The sequence below is a fragment of the Microbulbifer maximicatervae (SeqCode) genome, from assembly GCF_052467385.1.
On sequence record NZ_CP174311.1, the window covers coordinates 171,338 to 186,221 of the forward strand.

Consider the following 14,884-nt stretch of genomic DNA (forward strand, 5'->3'; position numbering starts at 1 on the left):
CAAGGACTCTTCCATGAAATACCTGGCTGCTTTCCTGACGCTGCTTTTATCGATGTCACAGGCTTCCGCCGCAGAGCCCTCTAAGGATTTTACCTTGAGTTCCAACCAAGGCGGAAATTTGAGGCTTGCAGAGCAGCGCGGCGATGTCATTATGCTGAATTTCTGGGCTTCCTGGTGTGGCCCTTGTCGTCAGGAAATGCCGCTGTTGGATCAGCTACATGCTCGCTATGAAGCTGCTGGCTTCCAGGTTTGGGGAGTCAATGTGGATGCACAGCGTAAGGATGCGGACTCGCTATTAGCGAAAATTCCAGTGGATTTTCCGATTCTTTTTGATAGCAAAGGGGAAGTGAGCAAAATGTATGGTGTTGCCGCTATGCCCAGCACCGTATTTATTGATCGTGATGGCAACGTTCGCTATATCCATAAAGGTTATCGTGATGGGGATGAAGCTGCCTATAAAAAAATGATTAAGGAATTGATTCGGGAGTAGTGTCATGCGTGCACTATTGCTAGTTTGCACTTTCTTGATGAGTACAGGTTGCACTGTTAACCCGTGGATTGCACCCTACGAACGGCAATTTCTTGCGGATCCTATTATGGGCTTTGAGCAGGATCCGGTAGCTGCTCGCTATATGAATCACGTGTATGAAGCTCGCGAAGCTGCGCGTGGAGCTGAAGGAGGCAGTGGAGGTGGATGTGGTTGTAACTAAGCTTCTATCTCGCTGGGGCGGGTTGGCATTTTTGGCACCGCTCGCTGCCGTGGCCGCAGTGCTTCCCGAAGAGCGGGCAGACAATATGTATCACGCCTATAGCGGTGGTGGAGTGACCATTGATGGGCCTTCAGTATTGATTCGCCAGAATGTTGGCAATAATGTTTCCCTGTCTGCCAATTACTATGTGGACATGATTTCCGGGGCCTCTATTGATGTGGAGGCCACGGCCAGTGAGTATTCGGAGCAACGGGATGAGTACTCTTTGGGCGCTGACTACCTGGTGGATAAAACTACGATCAGCGTGGGGTACACCAACAGTTCTGAGAATGACTACGAGGCACAAACCGTTGCTTTCGGCATCAGTCAGGGTTTCTTTGGCGATTTAAGTACTATCGACCTGCGGGTTAGTTACGGAAGTGATGATGTGTTCCGCAATGGCGACGATAATTTTGCCGAGGAAGCGCAACACCGTCGCTACGCATTTAGTTGGAATCAGATTCTCACGCAAAAGCTGATTGCAGAGGTGAGTGTCGAAACTGTATCGGATGAAGGGTATCTCAACAACCCTTATCGCAGTGTTAGGTATCTCGATGAAGCATCTGGAACAGGATTTAGCTATCAGGCCGAGGTTTACCCCAGAACTCGAAACAGTGATGCGGTTGCCCTAAGGGCCAAATATAGATTGCCCTATCGCGCAGCGATTAAAGGGGAGTATCGACACTATGCGGATAGTTGGGGAATCGTTGCAGACAATGTAGAGTTTCGCTATACCCATCCTTGGAAAGAACAAGACGAGTGGGTTTTTGAAGGAAAGATCCGTTACTATCAGCAGAGTAGTGCAGATTTTTACAGCGACCTTTTTCCCTATCTCAACGCTACCAACTTTCGTGCTCGTGATAAGGAGTTGAGCAATTTCACAACCTTGGCCCTTGGCCTGGGAGTGTCCTATGAGTTGCCACGGCGCTGGTCTCTATTAAATCGCAGGAATACAATTAATCTTTACTGGGATCATATTCTATTTGACTACGATGACTTTCTCGATGTCACAGTACACGGTTCAGCTACATCTATCAGTCCCGGTGACGAACCCGCTTATAGTTTCTCTGCCAATGTAATTCGATTATTTTGGTCGGTACGTTTTTAGGAATGGGGGCCTCTGCGTTCTGTTTTTCAGTAAAAGAACAAGATGCAGAGGCTTTATAGTTTGAGTCAAATTTGACTGTTGATTTATTGCATAGAGTAATCCCGAAGAATTTTTCCAATCCTTATACGATAGGTGTCAAATAGTTGTTTTTTTCCTAGGTGTTGTGCATCACAGTGAGCCTTGTGATTTTTCCAGCTCACTACAGATTCTTCATCCCGCCAAATAGAGAGTGACAAAATTTTTTCTGGCTGATTGAGGCTTTGAAATCTCTCGACAGAGATAAATCCATCGAAGCTGGTTAGGTGTTCTTTTAGGTCGGCTGCAACGGCCAGATATTTGTCTTTTCCTGAAGGCTTTGGTGTAACTTCAAATATGACGGCGATCATCAGTGATTTTCCTGTGGGAACTTCAGGTAGGTTTCTGGCACAGCATTTAAAAAGCTTCGCTTCTCTTCAAGAATAAACTTCTCTCTCGTCGCAAACTGAAAATTTTCACTGCCCTGAGGAGACTGCTTAAGCAGTTTTCGATATTGTTCATAATGAGCCAAGCTATCGAAATTAATAATACCAAAGGCCTGAAAGTTGGTGCCCTCAGAAGGTAGAAAATATCCTAATAGTCGTCCGCCACAATTGGGAATGATCTTGCCCCAGTTCTCAGCATACTGCCGGAAAGCATCAAGCTTAAACGGATCGATCTTGTATTCAATAAAACAGGTAACAGTCATCTAAGTTGCCTCTATTCATAATTTGCTGGCATTCTAGATGGTTTAATTTTCTATACTTCGGTGTTCAGCGAACTGTTGCGAGGATAACCATGGAACCTGACATTTCGGTAATATCCAGTTTGATTGGGGATCGGGCGCGCTCAAAAATATTGATGGCGCTTATGAGTGGAAAAGCACTGACAGCAACAGAGTTAGCCTGTGAGGCTGATGTGACTGCACAGACTGCAAGTAACCATCTTTTCAAGCTGGTAGATAGCAAGCTGCTGATAGTTCGCAAGCAGGGTAGGCACAAGTACTTTCAGCTGGCGAGTCATCAAGTTGCCGAAGCGCTAGAGGCACTGCTCAATCTGAGTAGCACCCTGGTACCTCAAAAAGTTACCACTGGACCCGCAGATCCAGATTTAAGGAAGTCCCGCATCTGCTATGACCATTTAGCAGGAATGGCTGGTGTACTATTGTACGAGGCCCTCTTGGCTAGTGAGTTGCTCTCCGAGCAATCACAGCAAGTTTCCTTGACTAGAGAGGGTGAAATATTTTTTCAGGAGCGAGGGGCAGCCGTAGCTAGTTTTAAGCAGCGTAAGCGCCCTGTTTGCAAGTCATGCTTAGACTGGAGCGAACGAAAAAGCCACCTTGCAGGCAGCTTGGGTCAATGGATACTCGAAGATGCCTTGGCAAAGCAGTGGGCGGTAAGAAGAGCGGACTCCAGGGCGATTACTTTCTCCCAGAAGGGGCTTTTACTGTTCTCGAAGCGTTATCAGATTGATCACTCCAAGTTGCTATAAATTATTTGTCAGCTCGTTATCAGATTAAAGGAAAGCCCCGTTAACCATATCAACTGTGCTCCATAGCTGAGACGTTGGTGCAGACCGGGGTTGGTTTTTTCTTCGTAGGCTTTTTTTAAGGTAACAGTAAAATAGATAGAAGCGAGCAAGCAGGCTGTACTAAATAGCCTGAATTCTATTGAGAAGTAACTACTGAAAGTACTTAGCAATGGCGCAATGAGTAAAGACAACAACATAAGCATCCCCGCCCAGGAGTGTATCTGGCATTCAAGACTAGGGGTTTTTGTATAGGGATCTGCATCCATAGGAAAATAACCCGCAACCCAGGTTCCAATACCGTGGATGATAATTAAAACTCCAATGATGGTAAGTACAACTGGGGCCTGTTCAATTTGAATTATATGCAGGCCAAATAAGAAGAATAATATGCCAAGTGGGTAGTTGTTAATGAGGGGGGAGAGCTTCTGGGTTGGGCTTCCAACGGCTCCTAGTTCGCTACAGAATTGTCTTGAATGGCTATAGCCAGAGTATTTTGCTCCTGCCAATGTAACACCTACAACCATCCATACCAGCGAGATAAACCCCAAGTAAGCAAAAACTGTATGAGCCCCGACTGGTTATGTTGGGGCAGAAGATAGCACTAGATAAAAAGTCCTTTCAAGTTAATCCTTGTCTTCAAACGTGCCAGGTTTATTGTTATTTCAACTTTATCTAAAAGCGATTCTTGCCATAAAGATAGGTGTTTTTGTCCTTATTGTTCGTATCGTTTTAATTAATTTTTTATTAGTTTAAGTCTAATAGAGTAATTAATTTTTTATACTAGATCAGGTACTGGAAAAGGAGTTGAGGGGGCGAAGATGGATAATAATGACAGCAAAAATTTTTCTAATGCCATAGAAGTACTATCCCTGGCAGCGCGGTACGCTGAGGAGTATGTTTCCGATATTCGCGATCGCCGCGTAAGTCCGTCCGCCTTTGATATTGATCAAATGCAATTTTTTAACAGCGACTTGGCCCGGGCTGGGGAACCGGCAGAGGCTGTTGTCGAGAGCCTGCATCGTTATGGTTCTCCGGCAACAGTTGCCAGTAAAGGTGGGCGATTTTTCGGATTGGTGGTAGGTGGGGCTACGCCAGCTTCTATGGGCGCGGCGGTAATGAACGCCGTTTGGGACCAAGTGGCGGTTCTGGAGGCGTCGGCGCCTTCTGCAATTTATCTGGAGCGTATTGCGGCAAACTGGATATTGGAATTGTTAACCTTGCCGATGGAAAGTAGTGTGGGTTTCACCACAGGGTCATCTATGGCCAATATGGTGTGCTTGGCTGCTGCGCGAAATACGCTTTATCAAAAATTAAATATCGACCTGGCAAAAAGCGGGCTAGCCGGTGCGCCGCCACTGCGTATTGTTGTTTCTGAACAGTCCCATGTCACAGTTCACAAGGCGCTCTCTATTCTTGGATTTGGTATGGATCAGGTGATTAAAGCGCTCTGTGATGAACAGGGGAGGGTGCGAGCAGATACTTTTCCCGAGGTTGATGAAACCACCATTATTTGCCTTCAGGCGGGCAACGTAAACTCCGGCAGTTTTGATCCGTTTGCAGACATAATTCTCGAAGCTAAATCCAAAGGTGCCTGGGTACATGTCGACGGTGCCTTTGGTTTGTGGGCAGCGGCATCTCCAGTGAAATCAGTGTTGACTACTGGAGTAGAACAAGCAGATTCCTGGGCTGTAGATGCTCATAAATGGCTAAATACGCCTTATGACTGCGGTTTGGCAATTTGTCGAAAGCCGGGGGCTGTACACAATGTGATGACAACCCAGGCGCCATACTTGCAAGTGGGATCGCTGGTGCCCCCCAAGGATATGGTGCCAGAATTCTCACGTCGGGCCAGAGGGGTGGAAGTGTGGGCGGCGATTCAGGAGATGGGCCCGAAGGGAGTAGCGGCGATGATTGATCGCTGCTGTATCCATGCCCAGCATCTGTGCGAAGGCCTGGCAGAAATGGGCTATGAGATCCTTAACGATGTAGTGTTAAACCAGGTGGTGGCAACTATTGGCACTGCGGAAGACATTCAAGAGATAGTCAGGACCATACAGGAGGAGGGCGTTTGCTGGTTTGGAACGACTACCTGGAGAGGAAAAGCGGCCCTGCGTATTAGCGTCTGTTCCTGGGCGACTACCGATAATGATATTGCCCTTACCCTGGATGCTATTTGCCGGGCGACGGAGGCTCAGATGTCCAGATAACCCTTTGTGTGACTTGAAGTACTAGGGGGCCTTCTAAAGTAAATAGCACTTAATGTTTACGTCTTTTAGGTCAGGCTGGGGTAGTTGGTGAATTATTTGGAGGCCCTCTTGTTTCCACCTTTGGCGGTAGCAGCCAGTTTCAGTGGCGAGAGCCGTCTATCCTTGTTGAATGGGCGCGGATCTGGGCCATTATTTTCAAGCTTTTGCTTGCGGTATTACTATTTCCGCCAACTCAGCCACTTTTTCAGCGCATAAAGGTGAGGGGCTCGGGTAGAACGATGACTTTTTGGCTGGTTTTAATTCTTTTTCTAATTCTACTCTGGCTTCTGTGGATGGCGTTTTGTAGTCCCAGTTTAAGTCGCAATGAGCTACTGAAATTCTCTTTTAATCAACTTACGCTAGCCGGTGGTTTATCCGTTAATTATCGCGAGATGGGGCCAATTGATGGCGTTAATATACTTTGCCTTCACGGTGGTGGTGATTCACTGAGCGCCTGGAATGCCTGGGCGACAAAATTGGTAGAAAAATATCATGTTATTTTGGTGGACTTACCTGGGCATGGATTGACCGACCCGTTACCAGGAGGCACTTATACACCTAAGCATTTTGCCGATTTTATTGCAGAATTTGTCGCAACCCTGAAACTTAGGGACTATGTGATCGCTGGCCATTCATTTGGTGGAAATGGGGTTTTACGCTATTTAACAGGACATCCGAATATACCCAAGGCCGCTATTCTTGTCTCTCCCGGTGGTTATAAATGTGGCAAGGGACTGGAAATGCCTGCTGGTATTGCTCGATTTGCCACCAGCCATTGGGGGCGAAAAATGGTTGCGCACATTGGTAGTCGTGGATTATTGAGAAAAATGCTGGCTTCCAAATTTTTCTACAATCCGCAGGCTCTGCCGGGGGAAATGCTGGAACGAATCTATTTGCTTTCCCGCTATGAGAAGAACCGCGGTACAGCGATCAATTTGGTTGCTAATGCCACAATCAATTTCCAGCCGTTGCCGGACTTGGAGACTATTAAAATTCCAGTTTTATTTATCTGGGGGGCAGAAGATCAAATTATTCCCTTGTCCGTAGGAAAGTATTTCTCTGACAAGTTGCCTAATGGAGAGTTAATCGTGTATCAGAAGATGGGGCATATGTCCCATGTCGAAAATGCTGAACAAAGTGTCACCGACGCAATGGAGTTTTTGCAGCGTCAGGGGCTGTGACAATACTGTGAAAAATTTAAAAAAGAGGCCGCAGTGCGGCCGAGTTTGGGGGGATGAAAATCAAGAGCGCCTAATTGATGACAACCAGGCCGGCTTTCACTATGTCGTAGTGACTGAGTTCTGGTACCTGCTGGTGTAGGTCGCTTTCCAGTCGATCGATGGATTCCAATTGTGTACACAAGCGGTTTGCAGACTGCTCAATACTTTTACCGCGCTGTTCCAGTAAGCGCTCCGCCTCTTCAGTGGCCTGTTCTTCAATGCTTTCCCCGCCGGTAAAGGCAGCTTTGAAGGCATGCCAGGCAATAGTCCCCGCGGACTCCATAGCGAGGCGTTCGATACGGGGTTCAAACTCTTCAGAGATGGTTTTCTCTATATAGTTACCCATTTCCTCGTTTCCCAGCTGGTAGATTTCGCCCTCTCGATTGAGGCGGTCCTCAGTGCGCTGGATCAGGTCGGCGGAAAACTGTTGGAGTTCGAGGATATCCGGGTGGTCCGGCCCGGCGAGGGTGCTGATGGCAATGGATAGGCCATCCATTGCAATATCGACCGCCTCAAGGGTGAGTACCAGTGTGTCGCGACCGGCGATGTGTAGCTGTTGGCGGTATTCCTGAAGCAGTTGCTCCTGCTGAGAATTGAGGGACAGCAACTCACCATCCACTGATAGCTGGTTGGGCAGCTGAAATGTCACCAGTTTTCCGTCTTCCCCATCGACGGTAAAGAAGTCCGGGCCTACTTCAATAGCGTAATTCGTAGACACTGTGCAGGTGCTGGTATCGACATGAAAAGAATCGTGGGCCATTGCCTGGGTACTGATACCGAGGCCTATCAAGGTTGAAAGTGCGATTGGCTTCCACATATGCCGGTTTCCTATTGTGTGTCTTTTCAATGTGACGCGTCTGAGTAGCCGGACAGATGCAGGCAGCTAGAAATATTTTTCATTTTTTCCTGACGCAGGCCCGGGGAGTGATGGCCAGGCGTGGATGTTCCAGTGGGTATTCTGTATTTTTAGCCCATAACACTTAATAAATTGAGGGTATTCAATGTTCATAAGCAGGCACATTGCCGCACTGTGCTTCTTGATAGTCAGCACAATGGCACAGGCCGGGAGCATCGCGGAGTACACCGCAGGCATGCATAGGCACAGCGGCTTCCACGACTTTTACTGGGACGAGGCTAACGGCCGGGTGTTGCTGGAGATCGATGAGTTTGAGCGCGAGTTGCTCTTGCTCACCGGGCTGGCCCAGGGACTGGGCTCAAACCCAGTGGGCCTGGATCGCAACCAAGTGGGTGAGAGCCGCTTGGTGAAGTTCCAGCAGTCGGGTAACAAGGTTTTACTGCATCAGGTGAACCTGAAATACCGTGCCCAATCAGCAAATGCGGCTGAGCGCCGCGCGGTTGAGGAAGCTTTCGCTTCGTCCGTACTCTGGGGCTTCAAGGTGCTTGCCCAGAGCGATAAGGCGGTACTGGTGGACTTTACGCCCTTCCTGTTGAGCGATCAGCACGGCATTGCTACACGTCTCAAGGGCGCAGAGCAGGGCAGTTACAGTGTGGATAAGAGCAAGTCAGCAGTTTATCTGCCCCGCACAAAAAACTTTCCCAAGAACAGTGAGTTTGAGGCCCAGTTAACTTTTGCTGGATCAGCTCCGGGAAACTATCTGCGCGAAGTGGTTCCGACCCCTACATTGGTGTCCCTGCGCCAGCATATCTCCCTGATTGAATTGCCGGATAACGACTATGAGCCCCGCCGTTTTCACAGCCGCAGTGGCTACTTCCCGTTCGCTTATCGAGATTACGCTACGGCGATTGAAGAGCCTCTGGACCAGCGTTATATCTACCGTCATCGACTGGAGAAGAAGTCGGGTAGCGATGAGGTTGTGGAGCCGATTGTTTACTACGTAGATTCCGGAGTTCCTGAGCCGGTGCGCAGCGCCCTGATCGAAGGGGCGAGCTGGTGGGACCAGGCATTCGCTGCAGCAGGATTTAAAAATGCGTTTCGCGTAGAGATTCTGCCGGAGGGCGTCGATCCTTTGGATGTTCGCTATAACGTGATTAATTGGGTACACCGCTCCACTCGCGGTTGGTCCTACGGTTATTCGGTTTACGATCCCCGCACCGGCGAAATTCTAAAAGGCAATGTTACCTTGGGGTCCCTGCGTGTTCGCCAGGACTTTCTGATTGCTCAAGGGCTTGTACAGCCCTACCGCGGCCACACCGTCAGTACTGAGCAGCTAAAGAATATGGCCCTGGCCCGTATCCGTCAGCTATCCGCTCACGAAGTAGGCCACACCCTGGGGCTGGCGCACAACTTTGCTGCCAGTAGCGAAGAGCGCGCTTCAGTAATGGATTACCCGGCTCCGCTGGTCTCTCTGCTGGGAGGTAAGTTGGACCTGACAGATGCCTACGCCACTGGCATCGGCAGTTGGGATAAGTTGGCGGTTCGCTACGGCTATGGCGAGAGCGATGATGAAAAAAGTTATCTCGACAGTGTTATCGCTGAGGCCGGGGAACAAGAGCTGCGCTTTATTTCAGACCCGGACTCCCGCACCATCAATAATGCTCACGCAGTCTCACACCTTTGGGACAACGGCACCGACCCATTGATGGAATTCCAGCGGATGGTCGACTTGAGGCGTCATGCCCTGGATAACTTCTCTGCGGCGGCAGCGCCGTTATCCGCGCCCCGCTCTGACCTGGAAGAGACCCTGGTGCCTGTGTACTACGGTCATCGCTACCAGGCGGAGGCTGTGGGCAAATTGATTGGTGGCTTGGACTATGACTATGTCTACAACGGTACCGATCAAAATAGCTATACCCTGGTGCCCGCAGAGCGACAACAGCGGGCAATTGATGCACTGTTGGATACACTTTCGCCGCAGTTTCTCACCTTGCCGGAGCAGGTCTTGCAGCTGATTCCGCCCAAGTCCTATGGCTACGAACGTACTATCGAGAGCTTCCCCTCATATACGGGGGTAGCTTTTGATGGGGTGGCTCTGGCGGAAGCGGCTGCTGGGCATACGCTATCAATCCTGATGGACCCGCAGCGCGCGGCGCGAATGAATCAACAGAGTGCCCGCAGCAGTGAGGTACCGGGGTTTGCTAGCCTATTGCAGCGCTTGAGCGCGCTGGCTCTGCAGGGTGAGGGTTATACCGGTCTGCAGGCGAGTGTGCACCAGCGGGTTAATCACGCCTATATCGAGCAGTTGATGTTACTGGCCAGTAATGCAAAGGCAGACGAATCAGTGCGGGCCAAAGCGCATTTGGAGCTGGCAAAACTTCTTCAGGAAATTGGTTCTATGCGGCTGTTTGGCGATGATCCTGAGGGCTATAGTGCGCACTATTACTATGAGGCACAGCGCATCGATGCCTTTAAGCAGGGCAAGCTGGAAGTAAAACCTGGTGCGGTTAAAGCGTTGCCGCCAGGATCTCCGATCTGATCTGAAACGGATAAAAGGGGTGGGCTGTAAACGCTCACCCCCTTTGGGCATTAACCGCGAATAAACTGGGACTTCTTTACCCAGTGATTTCCTCGGTATTGTCGAGTGGGGGTTGGGTTTTTCTTCGCCCAGAAAAAGTGGCGGTTAAACTGAAATTCCGCATCGTAACCCTCCGCCAGCGCTGCCAGGGGCATGGCTTGCCAGCTGGTCTGGCGGCGTTTGCTGGTTGCCTCCAGCAGGTACTCTTGATCGTTCAAGATGGCCACTACCCAGGCGTGACCCTGACCTTTATGGGTTCCGAGTGCCACCCGCGCATCAACTCCCAATTCGATCAGCCAATCTGCCAGTAAAATAGCGTGGTCTTCACAGTCACCACGCTTTTGGTAATAGGCCTGCCGGGATGTTTGCCAAATGTCTGACAAACCGGCGTATTGCAGGTGATCGTATTGGTACTCTTTATTCATAGCCAGTGTATAAAGAGGCACCCAAAGCTGTTGAGTCTTAAAGGGCTTGAACCCCACCAGGTAGCTGTTGGCAAAGTGGTGTTGCTGGTCCAGTCCCCGGGCGGACGCTGTCGCCGCCTCAATTCCCTGCCAGTTCCACACTGAGACATGAGCGCTCTCTTCCAGTGAGCGTTTGTCGACTACTTTCTGGATGGTTTTTTCTTCCAGAGGGTAGCGGGTACCCACCACTCGCACTACACCTTGTTGTGAGTCCACAATACTGGCTAACTGACTGCCGCTGCTACCAAAGCTCCGTAAATTATCGGAAAGGGGGATTTCCGGTGTGCTTTTAGTTGGCGGCTCCTGTGTATTCGCTCGCCGTACAAGTTCAGGGGTGATCAGTGCGAGGGAAAGTATCAGTGTGATAGCCAGCCACTTGCGCATAGTGCTATCCCTTGAGGCCAAACGAAATAATGATGGCAACAAATATCAATATGGTTGATGCAAATATAGATACGGCGATATTGCCATTTTTTAGCTCGCCTTCGATATCTACAGAGCGAAGCAGTTTCTTATCAATGGTAATCAGTGCGGTGATACCAATAAATAACGCTAGCAGCGTATAAATCAGGTTAATGCCCAGGTTAAACAGGGTTGCCGTTAAAAATTCCAGTTCCATAAATCCTTCAGGCTAATTATGTTTATTAGTGACTGTTAATGGAATAATTTAAGCATAGGGTCTGATTGAGTGCAAAGGATGGCCGACCCAGATAAACCGACAGCTTAATTTACAGGTGATTATCAACCTTAATTGGCAATCCGGACTTGTTGATTAGTATTTTATTTGGCTGGGTTGCTATTGGGGAATAGCTCTAGACGAAGAGTTGCTCCGTCGAAGGGATTTTACGCTTAATTTACCGGGAAAGCCTTTTGAAGAAGTGTATTTATTAGCTCGGTGTTATCCAGGCGGGAACCTGGATAACACACCGAGTTTGATTAGTTATCAATCTCGGTCATTTCATTCAATACAAACTCTTCAACGGCGCCCTCGGTTGCCTTCATATAGTCTTCCAGGTGCTTATTGTTCATGTGGGTTTGCCACAGATCGCGAGTTTCCCAATTTTCATAAAACAGGAAGTGTGCAGGATTGTCATTGTCTTGATGAAGGTTGTAATTAATGCAACCAGCTTCTGCTCGTGTTGTATTAATGAGTTTTAACAATTCAGATTTCACCAGGTCAATTTTGTCGGCCTTGGCTTTAATGTTGGCAACGATAGTGAGCCTGCTCATGTGAACACCTCTTTGTTTCAATATGTGTTGGATTAAGGTTTGTACTCTTTTCCTTGATCCTTTCAGAGGAGACCTAGTGAACAGCTTAGCTGCCTCCTGGGTAAGGACTGGGATGTCGAGCTGATGAAGTCATTCTAGATCTAGATTGCATTGCTAGAAACACTATAATCTTTGAATCTTTATCAAAAATATATTGAAAATATGCAGCTTGAAGACTTGAGGGTCATTCTTAAAGTGGCCGAGTTTCGCAGTATCACTGCGGCCGCCGCCAGTCTCGACTTACGCACTGCAACTGCCAGCGCAGCGATCAAGCGTGTGGAGAGCGCGCTAGGAGCGGACTTGTTTATTCGCACTACGCGGCAATTGCGGCTATCCAGTGCTGGGGAAAGGTTTATTCCCAAATGTGAGGAGGCCCTCCTGACTTTGGACCTCGCCCGGCAAAATCTCAAGGAAGACAGTGGTCAGATAGATGGCGAGCTTCGCATAGGTGCATCCTCGGACCTGGGAAGGAACCTCGTAACTCCTTGGTTAGATCAATTGTTGCAGGAACACCCGGGGCTGAGTCTAAGAGTGAATATCAGTGATAGCCAAGTGGACTTTTACCGGGATCCTGTGGATATCGCGTTGCGCTACGGCCCCCCAGCGGATGCCAACCTGTATGGTTTTAAGATTTGTGACGTGCCCCGTTTATTGTGTGCAACCCCGGCCTACTTACAGGAAAAGGGTTCCCCGAAAACACCGGAGGATCTCTCCGCACATAATGGCCTTTTTTATCAGCTTCACGAGATTGTGCACAATAATTGGGAATTTTTTCGGGGCGAAGAGATATACAAGATACGTATGTCTGGGAACAGGTCGTCAAATGACGGTGACCTGGTGCGACGTTGGTGTACCTCTGGCTATGGACTTGCCATTAAGTCATGTCTGGATATGTCTGCGGATTTACTTTCCGGTCAGGTAGTGGCCACTATGCGAGACTATAAACCCAAGGCAACGGAGCTATGGTTGGTATCTCCGGGGAGGCAGTCAATAACACCGACGGTACGATTAGTGCGCGACACTTTGAGAGAACGGTGTTCGGGGGTTTTAAAGCAGCTGCACGCTGAGGGATTACTCTCTGAGAGCGATTTCAGTACGGGGGTGGATATATCTTGAGTCCCAAATAGTTTCTTAACCCTGTGGCTATCTATAAAAACTCTCAACAGGTTTTTCTCGGTTCTGGCAAAGGAAAGGGGAGCTTTGCTCCCCTTTCTTATTTAAGCCCTAGTTAATCCGAATGGGATCAGGAGCCGGAGCAGCCGTAGGTATCCAGGTAGTCATAGGCTGCTTTTGCCTGGACGAGGCCGTAGCCGTAAGCATTATCTCTTCCCGCATCACCGAGATCTTCCGCTGTGGCCGTAAGGGCGTTGCGGATCTCTGTATTGCTACAGTTGGGGAAGTGGCTCCATACCAATGCGGCAACACCGGCAACGTGTGGGGTAGCCATGGAAGTGCCATTGAAATATTCGTAGCTTGTAGCCTCATTTTCCAAATCTACGCTGGCACTCAGCTGCGTGAGCAGAGTTGCACCGTCAGTGTCAGAAATACCAACCGAGGGAATAGTGGTTACAGTATCGCTCAGGGTTGCGCTGGAGAGTAATCCCTCTTCATTGTTGTAAATAATCGCTCCGATACCACCACCGGACTCACAATTTAAAACTTTCTCCGCAAAGCTGATATTGCCTCTCGCAATTAGGCAAATCTTACCCGCTGCACTGGTGCAAGCGGATTCAGCCGTACCACAGTCTTCCATTGAACCGGTGATTGCACCAGCTGGGGTGCCTGATATTGGGGCTGATTCGATGTCAACACTGCCGACGGTTAAGCTAGAGATTCTGCCAGTATCAGTGGGAACAGAAGATAGAACCTGTACTCCGGGGGCGGAAAGTTCTACCTGGTCAGTCTGCTGAGAGGAGGACCAGATAGCTTTATCGCTATCGATAGCACCGACGGATACAACGGAAGAGTATGAGGCTGGATAGGAGTGCGCGGTGTTGCCGTCGTTTCCGGCTGCCGCGATGGACAGGATTCCCTGACGATTTAGATTGTTAAAGGTTCGTCTTTCGAGGAAGTTGGCACTTTCACCGCCCAGACTCATATTGATGATGTTGGCACCATTGTCGGCACAAACCTCTGCGGCTGCCATTAGGGAGGAGGAGTAGGCCCAGCCGTCGCCATCAAACACTTTTACAATATGCAGGTTAATATTACTGCTGGGCATCACGCCAACGACACCAGTACCATTATTCATCGCAGCGATAGTGCCGGCTACATGGGTGCCGTGACCGCTTTGATCTTCATACCAGTTACCTGCGCCGCTTGGGTCACTGGTACCAGTGACGGCGTTTCCGGACAAATCTTCGTGAACCAGGTCGTAGCCGGAATCAATAATACAGACTGTGCGGTTGCCGGCCTGAGTATCACCTAGTTGATCTGCCTGCACCATGGTGATCCCGTAGGGGGTTTCCTGGGACATCGGATACCGCTTAACGTCTTCTTCAATAAAAGCAACATCCGGGTTCGAGCGCATTTCTTTTAGGGTGGTTGCAGACATATGTGCTGCCATCGCATTCTGGCGGCGTATTTCAAGAGCCTGTCTTCCGCCTCTCTTCTTCATAAAAGACTTAACGGATTCGCCTTTTCCCTGCTTGAAAGTCACGATATAACGCTTGTCCTCAGCAGTGGCGTTGCCGGTTACGGCGAGCGCTAAAATGCTGGCTGCAAATACAGACAAGGATTTATTCATTGGATGCTCCTGAAGATTTCTATGTTTATTGTTGCTTTTGTCGACGTTCTAATTTCAAGTTTTTTAGTTGTTGATATTTACTTGAGCGTCGAAGAGGGGAATT

Annotated in this window: 16 protein-coding genes; 8 read left to right on the forward strand and 8 right to left on the reverse strand. The window is 49.1% G+C overall.

The window, feature by feature from the left end:
• Positions 1-13: 13 nt before the first annotated feature.
• The 3 genes from ACJJIR_RS00780 to ACJJIR_RS00790 are packed head-to-tail and all read left to right on the forward strand — an operon-like array spanning position 14 to position 1,857.
• The gene (locus ACJJIR_RS00780; protein ID WP_413663672.1) at positions 14-490 is read left to right on the forward strand and encodes a TlpA disulfide reductase family protein; all 477 of its coding nucleotides are present in this window, start codon (positions 14-16) and stop codon (positions 488-490) included.
• 4 nt (positions 491-494) lie between these two features.
• On the forward strand, positions 495-710 hold the full coding sequence (locus ACJJIR_RS00785) for a DUF4266 domain-containing protein (RefSeq protein ID WP_413663671.1): 216 nt from the start codon (positions 495-497) through the stop codon (positions 708-710).
• Entirely contained in the window at positions 646-1,857 is a 1,212-nt protein-coding gene (locus ACJJIR_RS00790) for a DUF3570 domain-containing protein (RefSeq protein ID WP_413663670.1), read from the forward strand. Before ACJJIR_RS00785 ends, ACJJIR_RS00790 begins: the two co-directional genes overlap by 65 nt.
• Positions 1,858-1,940: 83 nt before the next feature.
• Here ACJJIR_RS00790 and ACJJIR_RS00795 read toward each other — a convergent pair whose 3' ends face one another.
• Together ACJJIR_RS00795 and ACJJIR_RS00800 are read right to left on the reverse strand one after the other, a co-directional pair.
• Entirely contained in the window at positions 1,941-2,243 is a 303-nt protein-coding gene (locus ACJJIR_RS00795) for an antibiotic biosynthesis monooxygenase family protein (protein ID WP_444906970.1), read from the reverse strand.
• Positions 2,243-2,581 carry an NIPSNAP family protein gene (locus ACJJIR_RS00800; protein ID WP_444906971.1) on the reverse strand — a complete coding sequence of 113 codons (339 nt, stop codon included), beginning with the start codon at positions 2,579-2,581 and terminating at the stop codon, positions 2,243-2,245. Before ACJJIR_RS00800 ends, ACJJIR_RS00795 begins: the two co-directional genes overlap by 1 nt.
• An 89-nt stretch (positions 2,582-2,670) precedes the next feature.
• Here ACJJIR_RS00800 and ACJJIR_RS00805 point away from each other — a divergent pair, with 89 nt between their 5' ends.
• The gene (locus ACJJIR_RS00805; protein WP_444906972.1) at positions 2,671-3,363 is read left to right on the forward strand and encodes an ArsR/SmtB family transcription factor; all 693 of its coding nucleotides are present in this window, start codon (positions 2,671-2,673) and stop codon (positions 3,361-3,363) included.
• Positions 3,364-3,371: 8 nt separating this feature from the next.
• Here ACJJIR_RS00805 and ACJJIR_RS00810 read toward each other — a convergent pair whose 3' ends face one another.
• Positions 3,372-3,908 (reverse strand): DUF998 domain-containing protein, encoded by a 537-nt coding sequence (locus ACJJIR_RS00810; RefSeq protein ID WP_444906973.1) that lies wholly within the window; start codon positions 3,906-3,908, stop codon positions 3,372-3,374.
• Between the two features lie 312 nt (positions 3,909-4,220).
• Between ACJJIR_RS00810 and ACJJIR_RS00815 the strand changes: the two genes are divergently transcribed.
• On the forward strand, positions 4,221-5,609 hold the full coding sequence (locus tag ACJJIR_RS00815; protein ID WP_444906974.1) for a pyridoxal phosphate-dependent decarboxylase family protein: 1,389 nt from the start codon (positions 4,221-4,223) through the stop codon (positions 5,607-5,609).
• Between the two features lie 278 nt (positions 5,610-5,887).
• The gene (locus ACJJIR_RS00820) at positions 5,888-6,829 is read left to right on the forward strand and encodes an alpha/beta fold hydrolase (RefSeq protein ID WP_444906975.1); all 942 of its coding nucleotides are present in this window, start codon (positions 5,888-5,890) and stop codon (positions 6,827-6,829) included.
• A 70-nt stretch (positions 6,830-6,899) separates the two neighbouring features.
• Here the strand turns inward: ACJJIR_RS00820 and ACJJIR_RS00825 are convergent, their stop codons facing one another.
• Entirely contained in the window at positions 6,900-7,685 is a 786-nt protein-coding gene (locus ACJJIR_RS00825) for a DUF2884 family protein (protein WP_413663664.1), read from the reverse strand.
• Between the two features lie 184 nt (positions 7,686-7,869).
• On the opposite strand from ACJJIR_RS00825, the gene ACJJIR_RS00830 reads away from it, so the two are divergent.
• The gene (locus tag ACJJIR_RS00830; RefSeq protein ID WP_444906976.1) at positions 7,870-10,263 is read left to right on the forward strand and encodes a zinc-dependent metalloprotease; all 2,394 of its coding nucleotides are present in this window, start codon (positions 7,870-7,872) and stop codon (positions 10,261-10,263) included.
• Between the two features lie 50 nt (positions 10,264-10,313).
• Here the strand turns inward: ACJJIR_RS00830 and ACJJIR_RS00835 are convergent, their stop codons facing one another.
• The 3 genes from ACJJIR_RS00835 to ACJJIR_RS00845 form a co-directional block, all read right to left on the reverse strand.
• Entirely contained in the window at positions 10,314-11,150 is an 837-nt protein-coding gene (locus ACJJIR_RS00835; RefSeq protein WP_282930871.1) for a transglutaminase domain-containing protein, read from the reverse strand.
• A gap of 4 nt (positions 11,151-11,154) precedes the next feature.
• Positions 11,155-11,385 carry a DUF350 domain-containing protein gene (locus ACJJIR_RS00840; RefSeq protein WP_108734840.1) on the reverse strand — a complete coding sequence of 77 codons (231 nt, stop codon included), beginning with the start codon at positions 11,383-11,385 and terminating at the stop codon, positions 11,155-11,157.
• Between the two features lie 317 nt (positions 11,386-11,702).
• The gene (locus ACJJIR_RS00845; RefSeq protein WP_282930872.1) at positions 11,703-11,996 is read right to left on the reverse strand and encodes a putative quinol monooxygenase; all 294 of its coding nucleotides are present in this window, start codon (positions 11,994-11,996) and stop codon (positions 11,703-11,705) included.
• Positions 11,997-12,197: 201 nt separating this feature from the next.
• Between ACJJIR_RS00845 and ACJJIR_RS00850 the strand changes: the two genes are divergently transcribed.
• Positions 12,198-13,151, forward strand: a complete 954-nt coding sequence (locus tag ACJJIR_RS00850) for a LysR family transcriptional regulator (RefSeq protein ID WP_444906977.1) — start codon at positions 12,198-12,200, stop codon at positions 13,149-13,151.
• A gap of 127 nt (positions 13,152-13,278) precedes the next feature.
• Here the strand turns inward: ACJJIR_RS00850 and ACJJIR_RS00855 are convergent, their stop codons facing one another.
• The gene (locus ACJJIR_RS00855) at positions 13,279-14,781 is read right to left on the reverse strand and encodes a S8 family serine peptidase (protein WP_444895811.1); all 1,503 of its coding nucleotides are present in this window, start codon (positions 14,779-14,781) and stop codon (positions 13,279-13,281) included.
• Positions 14,782-14,884: the final 103 nt, after the last annotated feature.